A 17,638-nucleotide genomic window follows, 5' to 3' on the forward strand; every position below is an offset into this window, starting at 1 on the left:
GCCCGGATATGACGCCCGCCTTCGAGGAGGTTCCTGTGAACGATCGACTCAGTCTCGGTCCGGACGCGGCACGGCAGCTGGCCACCGCCACCAAGACCAGCCCGCAGATGCGCGGCATCACCCCGCGCTATCTGCTGCGCGCACTGCCCTGGGTGGACGTCGAATCGGGTGTCTACCGGGTCAACCGCCGTCGGACCTTCGTCCTGGGCGACGACCTGATCAGCAGCTACAGCGAGGACGGCACCCACCACATCGTCCCGGAGGACCTGCGGGAGGTGCCGTACCTGCGCGACACCGACGAAGCGCTCCTCACCGAACTGGCCGCCGCCTTCACCGAGGTCAGCTTCGAGTCCGGACAGTTACTGGCCTCGGAGGGCGACGCCTCCGATCAGATATGGGTGCTCGTCGAGGGCCGGGCCGAGAAGCGCGTGACGGGCCGATACGGCGAGGACGCCCTGCTCGAAGTGATCGGGGACGGCCAGTTCTTCGACCTCGACGCCTGGACCCGTGCCGAGCCGATGCCCTACCGGGTCAAGGCCCTCACCCCCGGGGTCGCGCTCTGCGCCGACCGCAGCGCGCTGGCCGGACTGACCACCCGCAGCGAAGACCTGCAGACGGCACTCGACGCGTACCTCGCCGGGGACATGCCGGTGCCGGGCTCCGAGGTGCCGGTGGATCTCACCTCCGGCCACGTCGGAGAACCGGAACTCCCGGGCACGTTCGTCGACTACGAGGACACTCCGCGGGAGTACCACATGAGCCTCGCGCAGACGGTGCTGCGGGTGCACACCCGCGTCGCCGATCTCTACAACGGGCCCATCGACCAGACCCGCGCCCAGGCCAATCTGACCATCCAGGCGCTGCGGGAGCGCCAGGAGTCGTCGATGCTGAACCACCCGGAGTTCGGGCTGCTCAACACGGTCGCACCGGGGCAGCGGGTGCAGTCGCGGACCGGATCGCCGACACCCGATGACCTGGACGAGCTGCTGGCGAAGGTCTGGAAGCAGCCCGGCTTCTTCGTCGCGCACCCCAGGGCGATAGCCGCCTTCGGACGGGAATGTACGCGGCGGGGTGTGCCCCCGGTGACGGACAGCAGATTCGGCAGCCCCCTGCTGACGTGGCGGGGAGTACCGCTGCTCCCCTCCGACAAGGTGGGGTTCACGGGTCACAACGGCGCCAGCACCACCTCGATCCTGCTGATGCGGGTGGGCGAGGCCGAGCAGGGCGTGGTGGGGCTGCGGCCGACGAAGGTGCAGGACGAGGTCGAACCGGCCCTGTCCATGCGGAACATGGGCGTCGACCAGAAGGGCATCACCTCGTATCTGATGACGGCCTACTTCAACACCGCGGTGCTGGTGGAGGACGCCACCGCCGTCCTCCGGAACGTCGAGGCGCACAACTACCATGACTACTCCTGACGTTACGGAGCGTGCGGCCCCGGGCGGCCTCACCCCGGGTGGCCTCACCCCGAACGCGGTCCCGAACATGGCCCCGGGCTCAACCCCGAGCGTGGTCCCTGGCGCATCTACCGCTCCGGCTCTGGTTCCGGGAGCGGCTCCGGGGTCGTCAATGGGCCGGCAGAGCGGTGGTTTCTCTCCCGAGACGGCTCGGAAGGACTTCCCGATACTGCAGCGTCTCGTCAACGGCCATCCGCTGGTCTGGCTCGACAACGCCGCCACCACGCAGAAACCGCGCCAGGTGATCGAAGCCCTCGCCGCCTACTACAGCGCGACCAACTCCAACATCCACCGCGGTGCGCACACCCTGGCGCGCGAGGCCACCGAGGCGTACGAGGCGGGCCGGGCCGCGGTCGCCGAGTTCCTGGGTGCGGCCTCTCCGGAGAACATCGTGTTCGTCCGCGGCACCACTGAGGCGATCAACCTCGTCGCGCAGAGCTGGGGGCGAGCCAACCTCGGGCCGGGGGACGACATCCTGGTGCCGGTCCTGGAGCACCACTCGGACATCGTGCCCTGGCAGCTCATCGCCAAGGAGACCCGGGCCCGAGTGGTGCCGGTCCCCCTCGGACCTGACGGGCAGATCGACCGGACCGCCTATGCCGACCTGCTCTCGTCGCGGACCCAGCTCGTGGCGATCAGCCATGCGTCGAACGTACTGGGTACCGTTCCGCCGGTGCGGGAGATGACGGCGCTGGCACACCGCTACGGCGCCAAGGTGCTGGTGGACGGGGCACAGGCGGTCGCCCATTTCCCGGTCGACGTCCAGGAGATGGATGCCGACTTCTATGTGTTCTCAGGCCACAAGATCTTCGCTCCCACGGGCATCGGGGTGCTGTACGGGAAGCCGGAAGTGCTGGAGAGCATGCCGCCGTGGCAGGGCGGCGGCAACATGATCGACTCGGTCAGCTTCGCCCACACCACCTACGCGCCCGTTCCGCAACGGCTGGAGGCCGGCACCGGCCACATCTCCGGGGTGGTCGGGCTGTTGGCCGCGCTGAACTGGCTGACCTCCTTCGACCGGGGCGCGGTCGCCGCCTACGAGCAAGGGCTGATGTCCTACGCGCAACAGGCTCTGTCCATGGTCCCCGGCCTCGAGACGGTGGGCGCCGCACCCGACAGGATCGCCGTCCTGACCTTCACGCTCGCGGGCCAGGACCCGGCCACGGTGGCCGACTGGTTGGACCGCGACGGTATCGCCATCCGCGCGGGCCACCACTGCGCCCAGCCGGCGCTGGCCCACTACGGCCTCGCAACCGCGGCGCGCGCTTCACTCGCGCTCTACAACACATCCGAGGAGGTGGACCAACTGGTGGCCTCCCTGCGCAGGCTCACCGACAGCGCGCCGTCATGAGGAAGCGTCCGTAGCAGGCCGGGGCGGACGGCCGCCGTCACCCGGGTTCGCGGGCGGAGGGACGGCGTCTCCTGTGCGGTGAACTGACGCCCGCAGGGGCGGCGGAGGGGGCGCCCGGATGATCGGGTGCCCCCTCCGCCGTGATGGCAGTCGCGCTGCTCAGCCCTGGAAGTGACTCATCGAGGAGTCGTCGAAGGGGGCGTTCATCACCTTCGAGGACCAGCAGGACGAGATGACACCCGTGCTCACCTTGATCTTGCAGACCTCGAAGTAGGCGTAGTTGATGTAACCGCCCGGAGCGGCGTACGTCGTCCAGGAGGCGGTGTCCTGGCCCGACGGGATGGTCCGCATCTTCCAGGTGATCTTGCCGTTCTCACCGTACGTGATCAGCCGGGTGCCGATGGCGTAGCCGTCCGTCGCCGTGTCCTTCAAGGTGATCTGAATGGGGTCCAGCCGGTACGGCTGGACGCGCCACCCGATGTCCATGCGCCCGGAGAACGAGTTGTCGCCCACGGTGTCCGAGGTGGTCGGCGTGGCGGCTGCGGCGGGCGTCGCGGCGAGCGGGACGATCAGGGCGGCGAGAGCCGCGGCGCCCGCCACGATGGTGTGCTGGAAACGCAAGATTCCCCCAGAGATTGAGCTCGGTTGATCCGAGATGATCATGGTAGCGGCACTGGGCCCGCTGTCGCGCGGAGCGGTGCAATCGGTGCAACCGGTGTCACAGCAGGGTCCCGAGGGAAGGCTGAGGACGCGGTCCGGGGACGCGGTCGGGGAAGGCGGCGCCCGGCACAAGGCTTTCGGGGGATGCGATGGAAGAGCCGACGATGTACACGATTGTCACGCTGGGGCCGTCAGGGGCGGGCAAGACGGTCTATCTCGCGGCGCTGTGGCACATGCTGAAGCTCGAACATCCGCGGCTCAAATGCTATTTGAAGCCGGAGAGCCGACAGCAGGAGTACAAGCTCGGCCAGATCTACAACGAGGTCGCGGGCCCGGGGGAGTGGCCGCTTCCCACCGACGGCAACGTCTTTCCCGAGTGGACGTTCTCGTGCAAGGTGAAGAGCCAGCACGGCACGTACACCGCGTTGAAGGTCCGCTACATCGACTACGCCGGCGACCGGCTCACCGATCCCCAGTCGGGGAGCACCGAGCAGGACCGGCTGGAGGAGACGCTGCGGAACGCCGATGCCCTGCTGGGCCTGCTGGACGGGCGCAAGGTCCTGAAGCTCATGCGCGGCAACGGGGAGTTCCTGGACCGGGACATGACGCAGGTGTTCTCGCTCATGCAGGACTGCGACGGCCCGATCCACTTCGTCATCACCAAGTGGGATCTGCTGGCGGGTCACTACTCGCTGCGACAGATCCGCGAACGCCTCATGGAGCACCCGGACTTCGCGGTGCTGGCCACGAGCAGGAGCGACTGGCACATCAGGGGGATGCCGGTCCCGCCGGGCCGGATGCGGCTGATACCCGTCAGCTCCGTGGGCCGTGAGTTCGCGGTCCTCGGCGCCGACGGCGGGATGCACAAGCGGGCCAACGCCCGGCCGAGGCCGCTCAACGTGGACGTGGCCTTCGCGGCGGTGCTTCCCGACCTCGTCGCGCGCGCCTACGATGCCGCGAAAGCGGATCAGGAGCGGGCGCGGCGGGAGGCGCGGGGTCAGCGGCGGGGTTGGTTCGCCGACTTCACCCGGGTCGTCGCCTCGACGGTGGCGGCCCCCGTGTCGACGGTGCTGGCGACCCGTGGCATCCAGGTGCCCGTGCACCTGATCGCCGCTTTCCTGTCCTCCGGCACGGGCGCGGTCGCGAACGCCGTGAACATTCCGCCCAGTGAACTGCGCAAGGCCCGCCGTCTGCAGAGGTCCTTCCGCAAGCGGAGCGTCAACGCGGTCACCGATGACGCCGCCGCGGCGCAGTTCGTGCTGCACCGGCTCGTCGAGGAGCTGCAGGCCTTCGAGAGGAGTCCGGAGAATGACGGCACGGTCCTCAGCTGAGGAGTTCTGGCCGTTCCTGATCAGCCGCGGCCACGTGACGACCTACCGGGTGGTCGTGGCCCCGCAGTTCCTCTGCGAGGCCGATCTGGCGGGCCTGTTGTACGACCTGGCGGGGGGTGAACCCACACCACCGGGCCATGGCAGATACCGGGTCGTGCGCGGCACGGCCGCCGGTGACTTCGTGCTGATGTTCCGGGTTCAGCTGGGCGAGTTGGAGGGCAGCGCGGGACAGCCTGGAGCACCGCTACGGGACGAGCACGGCCGGCGGATTCCCGTGATCGACGGGGTGGTGGAGCGCGTCCGGCGCTTCGATCCGACGACGGGTGCCGGCGTGCTGGACGAGGGCCGCCGCCGCTGCCGGCAGCGGTTCCGGGAGTTCTGGGAGAGCGGCGACGGCTCGCGGGCACCCCACCCGTCGGCGGCGTTCGCCGCCGCGCGGACGCAGGGCGGTGCGGTGCGCTGGGAAGCGCTCCCGGAGTACGTGGTGGCCCGGCTGACGTCGACCGACTCACCTTTCGAAGGGGAAGGCGGGGGCGGCGAGCGCGAGGCGGAGCCGGGGGAGTCGGGTGAGTCGCCGGGTGGCACTGTCCGCTGGCCCCGGAGGCTGACGGTCGGCGCCGCGCTGAGCCTGGCTGCCGGCCTCGCGGGCTGGGCGGTCAGCCGCTCGCACCACTGAGTCCGCCGGTAGGAGAGCGGCCGGCCGCCGCAGCCACCGAATCTGCTGGCCTGCCGGCTCCGTGTCTGCTCTCGTGTCTCTATGCGGGGGAGGTGTCGCGAGGTGCCGCGCGCCCCAGCCGGGCGATCGCCCATCGGGCTGCCGCCCTGAGGCCGCGCGAGCGGAGCACGGCGGAGTCCGGGCGCGGCAGCTTCGTCACGTCTGCCGCCACCCCCTGTACACGGCACCGCCGCTTCGGAGATCCTCTGGAGCTGTAACCGACAGAAGCTGCCGGGACCGGCGGCCACCGTCGCCGGCGGCCATATCCGGGAGAGAGCGCAGTGAATCAGGAACCGACACCGGATGCCGAGATCAGGGCGCTCCTGGCGTCCCTGGACGGACAGCGACGCCACGTCCTGGGAATCCTCGACGGACTGGACGCGGACGCGCTGCGCCGAGTCGTGCTGCCGTCGGGCTGGAACTGCCTGGGCCTCGTCCAGCACCTCGCCCTGGACGTCGAGCGATTCTGGTTCCGTGCCGTCCTCACCGGGGACAAGGACGTCATCCGCAGCCTGGACGAGATCGACAACGCGTGGGTGGTGGGACCCGATGTCCCCGCCGCTGACGTGCTCCAGCGGTACCGCGAGGAGACGGACCTCGCGAACGCGGTCATCACCGTCACGGCCGCGGACGCGCCCCTGGCCTGGTGGCCCCACCACCTCTTCGGCGAACCCCACCTGCACACCCTCCGGGACGTCCTGCTGCACGTCATCACAGAAACCGCCTGCCACGCCGGCCACCTCGACGCGGCCCGAGAACTGCTGGACGGCCGCCGCTGGATGGTCCTGACCTAGGCCGTCCCGCAGCGGCCGACGAAGCAGGCCGTCACTCTGGGGCCGCCGACGGGCCGTGTCTTGTTCTGTGATCGTGAACAAATAGACTCTTCCCCATGCCCGTGCGAAGGTCGCCCCAGGGCGTGCAGCCGCAGGTACTCGCCGATGAGAGGGCCGACACGTGGGAAGCGGACGGATGGATCCTGATGCGCGTCCGCCGGTGATGGCGGATGTGGCGCGGGTCGCGGGCGTGTCCCATCAGACCGTGTCGCGGGTCCTCAATGGGGCCTCGCACGTACGCGAGGAGACCCGGGACCGGGTGCTCGCCGCGATCCGGCAGTTGGACTACCGGCCCAATTCGGCGGCCCGGGCCCTGGTCACCCGGCGCTCCCAGACACTCGGCGTCGTGAGTTTCGGCAGTGTGCTCTACGGGCCCGCCTCGATGCTGGACGGGATCGAGCAGGCGGCGCGCAGCGCGGGCTACTTCGTCAGTGTGGCGAGTCTGCGGTCCCTGGACAGCCGCTCGGTGCAGGAAGCGGTGGACCGGCTTCGTGACCAGGGCGTGGAGGGCATCGCGGTGATCGCGCCGCAGACGTCGGCGGTGAGCGCGATCGGCAAACTCTCGACCGTCGTGCCGGTGGTCGCGGTCGGTTCCGGTAGCGAGTCCCGCGTGCCGGTGGTGGCGATCGACAACGAGTCCGGCGCGCTGGCCGCCACCCGGCACCTGCTCGACCTCGGGCACACCACGGTGCACCATGTCGCGGGCCCGCCCGGCTGGTTGGAGACCACAGCCCGCCAGAACGGCTGGCGCAAGGCGCTCAAGGCGGCGGGAGCGCCGGTGCCTCCGGTGCGGAGCGGGGACTGGAGTGCCCGCTCGGGATACGAGGCCGGGCTGGGGCTCGCGGCGGACTCCGCGGTCACGGCGGTGTTCTGCGCCAACGATCACATGGCGCTGGGGCTGCTGCGGGCGCTCCACGAGTCGGGCCGCGCGATCCCCGGCGACATCAGCGTCGTCGGGTTCGACGACATCTCCGAGGCCGCCTACTTCTCTCCGCCTCTGACCACCGTGCGCCAGGACTTCGGCGAGCTGGGGCGCCGCGCGCTGGAGCTCCTGGTGGAGGAGCTCAACGGCGCCGGCCACTCCCGGCACCACATCCTGGTACCGCCGGAAATGGTGCTGCGCCGGAGCACGGGCCCGGCTCCGTCCCGCTGAATCGGACCCGCCCCTTCCCGCCGGGCGCCACGGCTCGCCCGGGGGAGGGCGGAGCGGGCTACGACCGGCGGGGGAACAGGTCGTCCACGAAGGTGTTGCGGAAGACCCCGGCGGGATCGTGCAGGGCCATCAACCGTTCGAAATCAGCGGCCCGTTCGTAGCGGGCGATGACGTCCTCCGGTGCGAGGGTGGTCAGTTTCCCCCAGTGGGGCCGGGCACCGAGCGGTACGAGCCGGTTCTCGACGGCGGCCAGGACCGGCAGGATCGCCGCTGTCTCCTCGTGCCAGGTGAAGTGCAGGGCGACCGAGTCCTGCCGATAGGCGGGGCTGAGCCAGAGATCGTCCGCCGCGACGGTGCGGACCTCCGCGATCTGCAGGCAGGGCCGTATGCGGTTGCCGAGGTCGCGCAGCGCCGCGAAGGCTTCGCGGGCCGCCGCGCGGGGGAGGATCAGCTCGGACTGCAGCTCCGCGCCGCTGCTCGGCGTGAAGTCGGGACGGAAGTGGGGGAGCCGTTCATGCCAAGGTCCGGGGACGCCCGACTGCACGGTGCACCAGGTGCCCGGCATGGTGGGGATCGGGTGGCGCGGGCCGTCGGCGTGCCGGGCTCCCAGCCACCGCTCGCCGGGGTGCCCGGCGCCCGGCTGGTCCGTCCGCGTTTTGAGCCAGACCTGGGCGGTGTCCGCGTGCCAGTCGGTGAACACGCTGACGCTGTGGCCGGCGCCGGAGACCTCGTCGAAACCGTCCGACAGCCGGTCCAGCGAGAGCCCGTCGTAGACCCACTGCGCGACGTCGTAGGTCGGCTCGATGTCCAGGGTGACATCGGTGACGATGCCGAGGGCGCCCAGCCCGATCACGGCGCCGGGCAGCCGGTCCCGCGGATTCTCCCGGCGCAGCTCGGTCAGCCGGCCGCCGGGACCGACCAGGCGCAGCCCTGCCACCGCCGAGGCCAGGCCGCGCAGGCCGTTGCCCGAGCCGTGCGTGCCGGTGGCGACGGCGCCCGCGACCGAGATCTGCGGCAGCGACGCCATGTTCGCCAGGGCGAAGCCCTCCTGGTGCAGCCGCTGGGCGACCTGCGCGTACCGTAGTCCGCCCGCGACGGTCACGGTCGACGCGCGGCGGTCGATGTCGATCCGTGGCGGCAGGCCGTCCAGGCGCACGAGATCACCGTCGGTGTCCGCGACGAGGTTGAAGGAGTGTCCGGTCCCGAGCGCGCGGATGCTCTCCGCCGAGGCCACGAGGTGCCGCAGCTCCTCGACCGAGGTCGGGCTGTGCACCTGGCGGGCCGTGAAAGTGACATTGCCGGCCCAGTTGGTCGGCGTGCTCGTCGTCATCGCTTGTCTTCCTGATCCGCCAACTTTGTTATCGTTAACAATTACACCCGCTCGTATCGTGTCAGCTCCAGGAGGGTCTGTGCCGCGGCCTGCCGAAGAGACCCGTCTCCCCACCATGGCGGACGTCGCCCAACTGGCGGGGGTCTCGCACCAGACCGTGTCCCGGGTGCTCAGCGGCCATCCGAACGTGCGCGAGGTGACGCGGGCGGGGGTGCAGAAGGCGATCGACGAGCTGGGGTACCGCCGTAACTCCACCGCGCGGGCCCTGGCCACCCGTCGCACCCGCACGCTCGGCGTGGTCGCGGCGGACACCACGCTGTTCGGCCCGGCCAGCACGGTCGCGGGGCTGGCGGAGTCGGCCCGGGCCGAGGGGTACATGGTCTCGACGGTGAGCGGGCGGGCGCTCAGCCGGCTCAGCCTCACCGAGGCGCTGAAGCACCTCGGTGAATGGGGCGTCGAGGGGGCCGTGGTCATCACCCCGCAGCGCGAGGCGGCGGCCGCGCTCTTCGAGCTGCGGCACCCGTTCCCGGTGGTGACCGTCGAGGGCGGCCACGACCTGGAGATTCCCAGTGTGTCGGTGGACCAGAACCTCGGTGCCCGGCTGGTCACCGACCATCTGCTGGGGTGCGGCCATCGCACCGTCTGGCACGTGGCCGGACCGCAGGACTGGCTGGAGGCGGCGGCCCGCATGGCGGGCTGGCGTGCGGCCCTGCACGAGGCGGGCGCCGACGTGCCACCGCCGCTGATCGGCGACTGGAGCCCGCTCTCCGGCTACCGTGCCGGCCAGGAACTCGCCGGCCGCGTCGGACGCCGGGGAGCCGGCGGCTCCGACCTGACGGCGGTGTTCGCCGCCAACGACCAGATGGCACTGGGCATCATGCGCGCCTTCCGGGAGGCCGGAGTGCGGATCCCCGTGGACGTGGCGATCGCCGGATTCGACGACATCCCCGAGGCGGAGTTCTTCGCACCTCCGCTGACCACCGTCCGGCAGGACTTCGCCGCGGTCGGCCGGGCCAGCATCCGGCTGCTCCTGGACCGGATCGAGGGCGGCGACCGCGACCGTACGGCCATCCCGCACCATGTGATCGAACCGCAGCTCATCGTGCGCGGCAGCACGACGACCCCGGTGGTCTGAACGGCCCGGCCACCCGGCCGACCCCGATACGCCGCCGGCCCCCGGGATCAGCTCCGGGGGCCGGCAGCGTACCGCGGGGCGAAGGGGTCGGGTCAGGAGCCGACCTTGCGCTTGTTGTAGACGTCGAAGCCGACGGCCGCCAACAGCACCAGGCCCTTGATGACCTGCTGGTAGTCGGTGCCTATGCCCACCAGCGACATGCCGTTGTTGAGCACGCCGAGCACCAGCCCGCCGATGATCGCGCCGAGGACGGTGCCGACGCCGCCGGCGGCCGAGGCGCCGCCGATGAAGGCCGCCGCGATCGCCTCCAGTTCGAAGTTGATACCGGCCTGCGGCGTACCGGCGTTGAGCCGGGCCGCGAAGACCAGACCGGCCAGCGCGGCCAGGACGCCCATGTTCACGAAGGCCAGGAAGACGACGCGCTTGCTCTTCACTCCTGACAGCCGGGCGGCCGGCTCGTTCCCGCCGATCGCGTAGGTGTGCCGGCCGAGTATCGAGTTGCGCATCAGATAGCCGAAGCCGACCAGCAGGACGCCCAGGATGAGCAGGACGACCGGGAAGCCGTGGTAGCTGGCGAGGAGCAGGGTGAACACGGTCACCGCGGCGGTGATGGCGACCAGCTTGGCGAGGAAGAAGCCCAGCGGTAGCAGTTCGAGCCCGAAGGCGGCGGCCTGCCGTCGGCCGCGGACCTCCTGGAGCACCGCGATCGCGAGCACTCCGATCCCGAGCAGCAGCGTCAGGTTGTGGTAGTCGGTGTACGGGCCGACCTCCGGCATGAAACCGCTGCTGATCTTCTGGAAACCGCGCGGGAACGGGGCCACCGACTGGCCCTGGAGCAGGATCTGCGTGCCGCCGCGGAACAGCAGCATGCCTGCCAGCGTGACGATGAAGGACGGGATGCCCACGTAGGCGATCCAGAACCCCTGCCAGGCGCCGGCGACCGCGCCGATCAGCAGTGCGGCGACGAGCGCCACCGGCCAGGGCACCTGGTGTTTGACCATCATCACCGCGGCCGCCGCGCCGACGAAGGCGGCGAGCGAGCCGACCGACAGGTCGATGTGGCCCGCGATGATGACGATCATCATGCCGATGGCCAGGATCAGGATGTAGCTGTTCTGCTGGATCAGGTTGGTGACGTTGAGCGGCTTGAGGAGCGTGCCGTCGGTCCAGATCTGGAAGAGCAGGATGATCAGCGCCAGCGCGACCAGCATGCCGTACTGGCGGATGTTGCCGCGTAGAGCCTGGACCAGCTGCTGTCCCACCCCGCCGCCGGAGCCCGTGGGGCCGCTCGGCTTACCGTCGGTGGGTGTGCTCGCCTCGATACCGGAGGTCTGTGTCTGGGCCATGCGTCACACCTGCTCGTTCTGGGTTGCCGCGCTCACGGTCATGAGGCGCATGAGTGATTCCTGGGTGGCGTCGGTGCGGTCCACCTCGCCGGTGAGCCGGCCCTCGGCCATCGTGTAGATGCGGTCGCACAGGCCGAGCAGCTCGGGCAGTTCCGAGGAGATGACCAGCACCGCCTTGCCCTGAGCGGCCAGCTCGGCGATCACCGAGTAGATCTCGGCCTTCGCGCCGACGTCGATGCCTCGGGTGGGCTCGTCGAGGATCAGCACGTCGGGCTCGGAGAAGATCCACTTGCTGAGGACGACCTTCTGCTGGTTGCCGCCGCTGAGCTTGCCGGTCTCCGCGAAGACCGAGGGCGCCTTGATGTTCATCGACGCGCGGAACTTCTCCGCGACCCGCATCTCCTCGTGCTCGTTGACCCAGCCGTGCCGGGAGACCTTGCCGAGCGCGCTCAGCGAGATGTTGCGGCTGATGTCCTCGGTCAGGTTGAGCCCGAGCTGCTTGCGGTCCTCGGTGACGTACGCGAGGCCGTGCCCGATAGCCTCCGGAACCGTACGCGTCCTGATCTCCACCCCGTTCAACAGCACCCGGCCGCCGGTGTAGCGGCCGTAGGAGCGGCCGAAGACGCTCATCGCGAGCTCGGTGCGGCCTGCGCCCATCAGGCCGGCGACGCCCACGATCTCGCCGCGCCGCACATGAACCGAGACGTCGTCGACCACCTTGCGCTGGTGGTCGATCGGATGGAGGACGGTCCAGTCCTCGATGGCGAAGGCGACGTCGCCGATGTCGGGAGTGCGCTCGGGGTAGCGGTGGTCGAGGTCGCGGCCGACCATACCCCGGATGATGCGGTCCTCGGAGATGCCCTCGGTGCCGACGGCGACGGTCTCGATGGTCCGGCCGTCCCGCAGGATGGTGACGGAGTCGGCGACGCGGGCGATCTCGTTGAGCTTGTGCGAGATGATGATGCAGGAGATTCCCTGCGCCTTGAGTTCGAGGATGAGGTCGAGCAGCTTGCGGCTGTCCTCGTCGTTCAGCGCGGCTGTCGGCTCGTCCAGGATCAGGAGCTTGACCTCCTTGGCGAGGGCCTTGGCGATCTCGACCAACTGCTGTTTGCCCACCCCGATGTCCGCGATCCGGGTCTGCGGGTTCTCGTGCAGACCGACCCGCTGGAGCAGCTTCTTCGCGTGGGTGAGGGTGCGGTGCCAGCTGATGATGCCGCGCGAGGCGTGCTCGTTGCCGAGGAAGATGTTCTCCGCGATGGAGAGGTAGGGCACCAGGGCGAGTTCCTGGTGGATGATCACGATGCCGTGCTGCTCGCTCGCCCGGATGTCCTTGAACGCGCACGGCTCACCCTCGAAGAGGATGTCGCCCTCGTACGTGCCGTGCGGGTACACCCCGCTGAGCACCTTCATCAGAGTGGACTTGCCGGCGCCGTTCTCGCCGCAGACGGCGTGGACTTCGCCGGGTGCGACGCTCAGATTGACGTCGGAGAGCGCTTTGACGCCGGGGAAGGACTTGCTGATCGAACGCATCTCCAGGACGGGTCCGGCCATGATGGGCATCCGTTCGGGTCGGGGGCGGGTCGGGTCGGGGAAGTTCGGCGGCCGGTGGGAAACAGCGGCCCAGGGCGCCCTACTTGAGCTGAGCGGCGGAAAGCTGCCCGCTGTCGACCAGCACCTTGCGGTAGTTGTCCTTGTCGACACTGACCGGCTGCAGCAGGAAGGCCGGCACGACCTTGGCGCCGTTGTTGTACTGCTTGGTGTCGTTGACCTGGGGCTTGCCGCCGCTGAGCAGCGCGTCGCCCATCTGCACGGCCACCTTGGCGAGGGCGCGGGTGTCCTTGGACACGGTCTGGGTCTGCTCGCCGGCCAGGATGGACTTCACCGACGCCAGCTCGGCGTCCTGCCCGGTGACGATGGGCAGTTCCTTACCCGGCTCGCCGTAACCGACGCCCTTGAGCGAGGAGAGGATACCGATCGAGATGCCGTCGTAGGGGGAGAGCACAGCGTCGACCCGGGCCGTCGTGTAGGACTTGCTGAGCAGGTTGTCCATCCGGGACTGCGCGAGTCCGCCGTCCCAGCGCAGGGTGGCGACCTGGTTGAAGTTGGTCTGGCCGCTGCGGACGACGAGCTTCTTGTCGGCCATGTACGGCTTGAGCACACTCATCGCGCCCTGGAAGAAGAACGGGGAGTTGTTGTCGTCCGGTGAGCCGCCGAACAGCTCGACGTTGAACGGCCCCTTGCCGTCCTTGAGGCCGAGCTTGTCGGCGATGTAGGTGCCCTGGAGGACACCGACCTTGTAGTTGTCGAAGGTCGCGTAGTAGTCGACGTTCTTGGTGCCGAGGATGAGCCGGTCGTAGGAGATCACCGGGATGTCGGCGTCGGCGGCCTTCTGCAGCACATCGGTGAGCGACGAGCCGTCGACCGCGGCGATGACCAGCAGCCGGGCGCCCTTGGTGATCATGTTCTCGATCTGGGACACCTGGTTCTCCACGACGTTGTCGCCGTACTGGAGATCGGTCTTGTACCCCTTGGCCTGGAACTGCTTCACCATGTTGGCGCCGTCGTCGATCCAGCGTTCCGAGGATTTGGTGGGCATCGCGATACCCACCAGGCCGCCCTTGGCATCAGCGTGTTTTGCGTGGGGGCCGACGCCGTTGGCGGCTTGTCCGCAGGCGGCCAACACCATTGTTAGCGCAGCCAGGGCGAGGCCTGTCGATATTTTCCGCACACTTCCTCCAGTGATGTGCCGCGGTCAGCGAGATTCGCGTACGGCCTCCGCGTGACCCCGGTGTCCTCGGACCGGTCGAGTCCCCGTGGATGGCGGGGTGCGATGACGGCGCGGGGGTCGCGCACGGATCGGGCTCGGCCGACAGGGGCCCGGTGGCTGCTGACAAGCCCGCCGGTGCCCGGCCCGACCATGTCGCTGGCCTGGCGTTACAAGAGTGTTAACGCTAACAGAATGGGCGTCAAGGGCCCGAGGGTCACCGTTTCGCATCGCAGGGCGCCGCGGGGGCGGCCGCCGCCTGTACGGCGCCCCGGCGCCGGCGGTGGCGTGTTGTGTGCTGAGTGGTTTTCGTGACCTCATCTACCTGGGGGCGGTTGGTGGTTGTCGCACTCACCAGTCACCACCGCAGGCGAAAAGGTTGCCGCGCCTTCTAAGGCGCGGATGCCGCCCCGAGGGCGGGCGTCCCGCCGACGGGCTCTCTTGCCTCCCGCTGCCGCTCAGGTGCTGCGGGCGAAGTCGCCCCAGACCGCGGGTTTCGCGTCCGACGTGCCGGCGTTCACCCGGTAGCTGTCGGCCCTGGCGTTCCGACCCCCCGCGGTGTGGTCGTACTGGCCGGCGAAGACGTGCTGTCCCGCGGGGACGGTTCTGCCCGCTCTGAGGGTCCAGCGGTAGATGAGCGCGTCGCCCTCCTCCCGTACGGAGAGGGTGAAGTCGGCGGCGGGCAGCGTCTGCCAGCTGCCGGCGCTGTGGACACCGCCGGTCTGGGCGATGCGGAGCTCCACGCTCAGCGCGGTGAGGGGCTTCCGCGCCTTGAGGGTGACGTTGCTCTGGGCCCAGAAGCTGTTGCTGTGGGGATCGACGGATCCGTCCGCCCACAGGGGTCCGTCCTCGGTGTGCGGACGGCTCGGCGGCGTTGCGGACGTGTGGCCGGGTCCGGGTGTGGTGGGCGGCGCCGATGGGCGGCCGGTCCCGGCGGGCGGCGGTGTGGTGGGGTCCTGCTGACCGGGGCCGGCGGCGTGCGGGGACGGGGAACCGGGTGCCAGCGTTGTCCCGGGGCCTGCGGCGGACTCCTGCCGCGGTTCACGACCGCGGACGACGGCACCGACGGCGAACCCTCCGACGGCCAGGGTCGCGGCGGTCGCGAGTGTGGTGAGCACGACCTTCGGCCAGGACAGGGCGATCCGGTTGCGGTGCCGTGCGGTGCGGGCACCGGGAGAGTCGAAGTCGGCGGTATCGGTGGCGGACGAGGAGAGCATGCCACGCTGAACGCGGGCGAGCATGCGCGCGCGATCCGGTTGATGGGCAGCGGCGGCCCGCCGCAGCTGGTTGCCTATGTCGTCCATCAGTTCCTCCTCCCCGCGAGTTCCTCGGCGGCCTGTCCGCTGAGGGTGCGTTCCAGCTCCGCCAGGCCCTTGGAGGTCTGGCTCTTCACCGTACCGACCGATATCCCCAGGGCGAGCGCGGTGTCCTTCTCCGAGAGGTCGAAGGCGTGCCGCAGCACCACGCACGCGCGTTTGCGGAAGGGGAGCCGGCCGAGCGCCGTGCGGACGTCCAGGACGGCCGCGACGTCCGGGTTCTCCGCACCGTCGCCGTGCCGGCTCCAGAACAACGCGACGCGGCGGCGCTCACGGACCGCGCCGCGGATGCGGTTGCGCGCCATGTTCGACACCACACCCCGGGCGTAGGCGACGGGGTGGTCGGCCTGTCGCACGCGGTCCCAGCGGTGCCAGAGCGCGGTCAGCGCGTCCGCGGCGAGGTCGTCCGCCGCGTCCGCCTCGCCCGTCAGGAGATGGGCGAGGCGGGCGAGCTCGGCGTAGTGGCGCTCGAAGAAGTCGTGGAACTCGGCAGATGCGTCCTCGAGAAGCATGTCCGTTGCGACCTCTCCAGGAATGTGAGCGTTCACATACAGGGAGGCGGCAGCTTAGCAACCGCTGGTCGACGACGGGCCCCAGGGGTACGGGACGTCCGGTGCGGAGTCAGGAGGTGCCGCCTGCGGCGGTGAGGACGCCCGCGCCCGCCTTCTTGGCGAGTGCGGCGGGCAGCCCGGCGGCGGGCTCCAGGCCCGCCGTCAGCTTGGGTGTCCAGTTCACGGACGTCTTGATCTTCTTGGCGGAGTGCTCGGCGTTGTATGCGGCGACGAGGTCGGTCACGGTGCCGTTGACCAGGTTGCCGCTGCCCGCCACCGAGCCGGTGCCGTCCCCGCTGAGCAGTTGTGAGGCCTTCCGGTCGCCGGACAGGGCCCAGTAGTTGTTCTGGGCGACGACCTGGGCCTTGGCGCGTGCGTTGACGCTGTAGCCGTGGGTGTAGTTGTTGAGCGTCGCCGTGTCGTAGTAGTTGTCGTACAGGTGTATCTGGCCGACCCGGGCGAGCGGGGCGCGCTGGACGATGCCCTGGAAGACGTTGTGGTGGAGCGTCACCCGCAGCCTGGTGTCCTTGTCGCTGCTGCCGATGAGCATGGTCTTGTCGTGGTTGGCGAACCGGTTGTACTCGACGGTGACGAGGTCGGAGGCGTTGGTGATGTCCAGGGCGCCGTCGTGGACCTGGTACTCGCGCCCGAAGTAGGACGGGTTCGCCCTGTCGTAGTGCGGGCCGTCGCCGAAGGTGTTGTGGTCGGCCCACACGTGCGTGGAGCCGCGCACCGTGACCGCGTCGTACTGGGAGTTCCAGTTCCCGGTCGAGCCGTCGGTCGGGTCCCACTGGGGGAAGCAGTCACGCGTGTCGGTGAGGTTGAGGTTGCGGATGATGACGTTGTCCGCGTTCTTCACCTGGAGGCTGCCGCCGACGATCGCCGCACCCGAGCCGGGCACGCCGACGATCGTGGTGCGGGAGGGGACGGTCAGGACCACGCGCGCGGCCTGCCGGTCCTGCGCCGCGTCGCGTGCCGACTCCTGCTTGCCGGTGGGCAGTTTGCCGCGGCCCAGGTCGCCGGGTCGTAGGCCTTGAGGTAGGCGCTGAGCGAGTAGCCGGTGCCGGCGGCGTAGTCCGCGCAGCCGAGGGTCTTGCCCGAGTCGTCGGTGTTGGCGTCGACGACGCCCTTGACCTGGATGATCCGTGGCGCGCCGATGGGGCCGGCCTTGAGAGCCTTGGCCAGCTGGGCCCTGGTGGAGACGGTGAAGGTGTGCGCGGTGTCGGCGGTCTGGCCGCCGGTGGTGCCCGAGCCGGTGGCGGCCCAGCCGTCGTCGGCGGGCAGGGCCGCATGCGCGAGGTCGACGGCGGCGGCGCCGGCGCCCGTGGTCAGGGGCACGACGGCGAGGCCGGCGGCCGCCAGGGAGGCGACGCCGATCAGTGCCATCAGGCGTCGGGACGGCTTGCGACGGTGCGAGGGGGCAGACACGTGAAGTCGTTCCTCCGGTGCGAAGTGAGGGTTCGGCTCTTCAGTTGCCAAGGCTGCCCGGAAGGTTGCCGCCGATCAGGAGATTTCTTCGCCGGAGATGCCCGATGGCTGAACCGGAGCCGTCGCGGAACCCCGGCCGTTGTCGATTTGTGACCAGCGCGGAGCATTGACGCCACCTCTTGTTAACGCTCACACTCTGGGGGTCGGTAACCTCGGTGCAACATTCCGGGGTGGTCGGCTGCGCGTCGGAGACCAGCCCCACCCGTTG

The 17,638-nt window shown here is 69.9% G+C and carries 14 protein-coding genes and 1 pseudogene; 7 read left to right on the forward strand and 8 right to left on the reverse strand.

All coding sequences use genetic code 11. The features are described from left to right. The first annotated feature begins 35 nt into the window (after nt 1-35). Entirely contained in the window at nt 36-1,418 is a 1,383-nt protein-coding gene (locus G3I60_RS01525; RefSeq protein WP_164292552.1) for a family 2B encapsulin nanocompartment shell protein, read from the forward strand. Continuing rightward, nucleotides 1,405-2,808 carry a cysteine desulfurase gene (locus tag G3I60_RS01530; RefSeq protein ID WP_164292551.1) on the forward strand — a complete coding sequence of 468 codons (1,404 nt, stop codon included), beginning with the start codon at nt 1,405-1,407 and terminating at the stop codon, nt 2,806-2,808. The genes G3I60_RS01525 and G3I60_RS01530 overlap by 14 nt, the downstream gene beginning before the upstream one ends. 159 nt (nt 2,809-2,967) lie before the next feature. On the opposite strand, the gene G3I60_RS01535 is transcribed toward G3I60_RS01530, so the two are convergent. Then, nucleotides 2,968-3,429 (reverse strand): hypothetical protein, encoded by a 462-nt coding sequence (locus G3I60_RS01535; protein ID WP_164292550.1) that lies wholly within the window; start codon nt 3,427-3,429, stop codon nt 2,968-2,970. Between the two features lie 203 nt (nt 3,430-3,632). Here G3I60_RS01535 and G3I60_RS01540 point away from each other — a divergent pair, with 203 nt between their 5' ends. The 4 genes from G3I60_RS01540 to G3I60_RS01555 all read left to right on the forward strand — a co-directional run bounded on the left by G3I60_RS01540 (nt 3,633) and on the right by G3I60_RS01555 (nt 7,500). Then, a complete protein-coding gene (locus G3I60_RS01540) occupies nt 3,633-4,799 on the forward strand; it encodes a hypothetical protein (protein WP_164292549.1) in 1,167 nt (388 codons plus the stop codon). Further along, nucleotides 4,777-5,475: a hypothetical protein gene (locus G3I60_RS01545; protein ID WP_164292548.1), complete on the forward strand. Its 699-nt coding sequence runs from the start codon at nt 4,777-4,779 to the stop codon at nt 5,473-5,475. The genes G3I60_RS01540 and G3I60_RS01545 overlap by 23 nt, the downstream gene beginning before the upstream one ends. 320 nt (nt 5,476-5,795) lie before the next feature. Next, the gene (locus G3I60_RS01550) at nt 5,796-6,308 is read left to right on the forward strand and encodes a DinB family protein (protein WP_164292547.1); all 513 of its coding nucleotides are present in this window, start codon (nt 5,796-5,798) and stop codon (nt 6,306-6,308) included. A gap of 175 nt (nt 6,309-6,483) precedes the next feature. After that, a complete protein-coding gene (locus G3I60_RS01555; protein ID WP_239069446.1) occupies nt 6,484-7,500 on the forward strand; it encodes a LacI family DNA-binding transcriptional regulator in 1,017 nt (338 codons plus the stop codon). A 58-nt stretch (nt 7,501-7,558) separates the two neighbouring features. Here G3I60_RS01555 and G3I60_RS01560 read toward each other — a convergent pair whose 3' ends face one another. Continuing rightward, the gene (locus tag G3I60_RS01560; RefSeq protein WP_164292546.1) at nt 7,559-8,830 is read right to left on the reverse strand and encodes an FAD-binding protein; all 1,272 of its coding nucleotides are present in this window, start codon (nt 8,828-8,830) and stop codon (nt 7,559-7,561) included. A 115-nt stretch (nt 8,831-8,945) separates the two neighbouring features. Here G3I60_RS01560 and G3I60_RS01565 point away from each other — a divergent pair, with 115 nt between their 5' ends. Then, nucleotides 8,946-9,965 (forward strand): LacI family DNA-binding transcriptional regulator, encoded by a 1,020-nt coding sequence (locus G3I60_RS01565; RefSeq protein WP_164292869.1) that lies wholly within the window; start codon nt 8,946-8,948, stop codon nt 9,963-9,965. 92 nt (nt 9,966-10,057) lie between these two features. Here G3I60_RS01565 and mmsB read toward each other — a convergent pair whose 3' ends face one another. The 6 genes and pseudogenes from mmsB to G3I60_RS01595 form a co-directional block, all read right to left on the reverse strand. Continuing rightward, the gene (gene mmsB, locus G3I60_RS01570) at nt 10,058-11,311 is read right to left on the reverse strand and encodes a multiple monosaccharide ABC transporter permease (RefSeq protein ID WP_164292545.1); all 1,254 of its coding nucleotides are present in this window, start codon (nt 11,309-11,311) and stop codon (nt 10,058-10,060) included. A gap of 3 nt (nt 11,312-11,314) precedes the next feature. Further along, entirely contained in the window at nt 11,315-12,862 is a 1,548-nt protein-coding gene (gene mmsA / locus G3I60_RS01575) for a multiple monosaccharide ABC transporter ATP-binding protein (protein ID WP_164292544.1), read from the reverse strand. Nucleotides 12,863-12,941: 79 nt separating this feature from the next. Further along, the gene (gene chvE, locus G3I60_RS01580; RefSeq protein WP_203671857.1) at nt 12,942-13,997 is read right to left on the reverse strand and encodes a multiple monosaccharide ABC transporter substrate-binding protein; all 1,056 of its coding nucleotides are present in this window, start codon (nt 13,995-13,997) and stop codon (nt 12,942-12,944) included. A 536-nt stretch (nt 13,998-14,533) separates the two neighbouring features. Next, a complete protein-coding gene (locus tag G3I60_RS01585; protein WP_239069447.1) occupies nt 14,534-15,379 on the reverse strand; it encodes a hypothetical protein in 846 nt (281 codons plus the stop codon). Next, nucleotides 15,379-15,903 (reverse strand): SigE family RNA polymerase sigma factor, encoded by a 525-nt coding sequence (locus tag G3I60_RS01590; RefSeq protein WP_164292542.1) that lies wholly within the window; start codon nt 15,901-15,903, stop codon nt 15,379-15,381. Before G3I60_RS01590 ends, G3I60_RS01585 begins: the two co-directional genes overlap by 1 nt. A 109-nt stretch (nt 15,904-16,012) precedes the next feature. Next, nucleotides 16,013-17,328 (reverse strand): annotated as a pseudogene (locus G3I60_RS01595) (polysaccharide lyase family 1 protein). Nucleotides 17,329-17,638: the final 310 nt, after the last annotated feature.

This window comes from Streptomyces sp. SID13666 (genome assembly GCF_010548325.1).
Taxonomy (GTDB): domain Bacteria; phylum Actinomycetota; class Actinomycetes; order Streptomycetales; family Streptomycetaceae; genus Actinacidiphila; species Actinacidiphila fildesensis.

Excerpts from the sequence above, each read along its gene's own strand:
- G3I60_RS01530 (WP_164292551.1), top strand. The coding sequence starts at position 1,405 with ATGACTACTCCTGACGTTACGGAGCGTGCGGCCCCGGGCGGCCTCACC.
- G3I60_RS01540 (WP_164292549.1), top strand. The coding sequence starts at position 3,633 with ATGTACACGATTGTCACGCTGGGGCCGTCAGGGGCGGGCAAGACGGTC.
- G3I60_RS01545 (WP_164292548.1), top strand. The coding sequence starts at position 4,777 with ATGACGGCACGGTCCTCAGCTGAGGAGTTCTGGCCGTTCCTGATCAGC.
- G3I60_RS01555 (WP_239069446.1), top strand. The coding sequence starts at position 6,484 with ATGGATCCTGATGCGCGTCCGCCGGTGATGGCGGATGTGGCGCGGGTC.
- G3I60_RS01560 (WP_164292546.1), bottom strand. The coding sequence starts at position 8,830 with ATGACGACGAGCACGCCGACCAACTGGGCCGGCAATGTCACTTTCACG.
- G3I60_RS01565 (WP_164292869.1), top strand. The coding sequence starts at position 8,946 with ATGGCGGACGTCGCCCAACTGGCGGGGGTCTCGCACCAGACCGTGTCC.
- mmsB (WP_164292545.1), bottom strand. The coding sequence starts at position 11,311 with ATGGCCCAGACACAGACCTCCGGTATCGAGGCGAGCACACCCACCGAC.
- mmsA (WP_164292544.1), bottom strand. The coding sequence starts at position 12,862 with ATGGCCGGACCCGTCCTGGAGATGCGTTCGATCAGCAAGTCCTTCCCC.
- chvE (WP_203671857.1), bottom strand. The coding sequence starts at position 13,997 with ATGGTGTTGGCCGCCTGCGGACAAGCCGCCAACGGCGTCGGCCCCCAC.
- G3I60_RS01585 (WP_239069447.1), bottom strand. The coding sequence starts at position 15,379 with ATGGACGACATAGGCAACCAGCTGCGGCGGGCCGCCGCTGCCCATCAA.
- G3I60_RS01590 (WP_164292542.1), bottom strand. The coding sequence starts at position 15,903 with ATGCTTCTCGAGGACGCATCTGCCGAGTTCCACGACTTCTTCGAGCGC.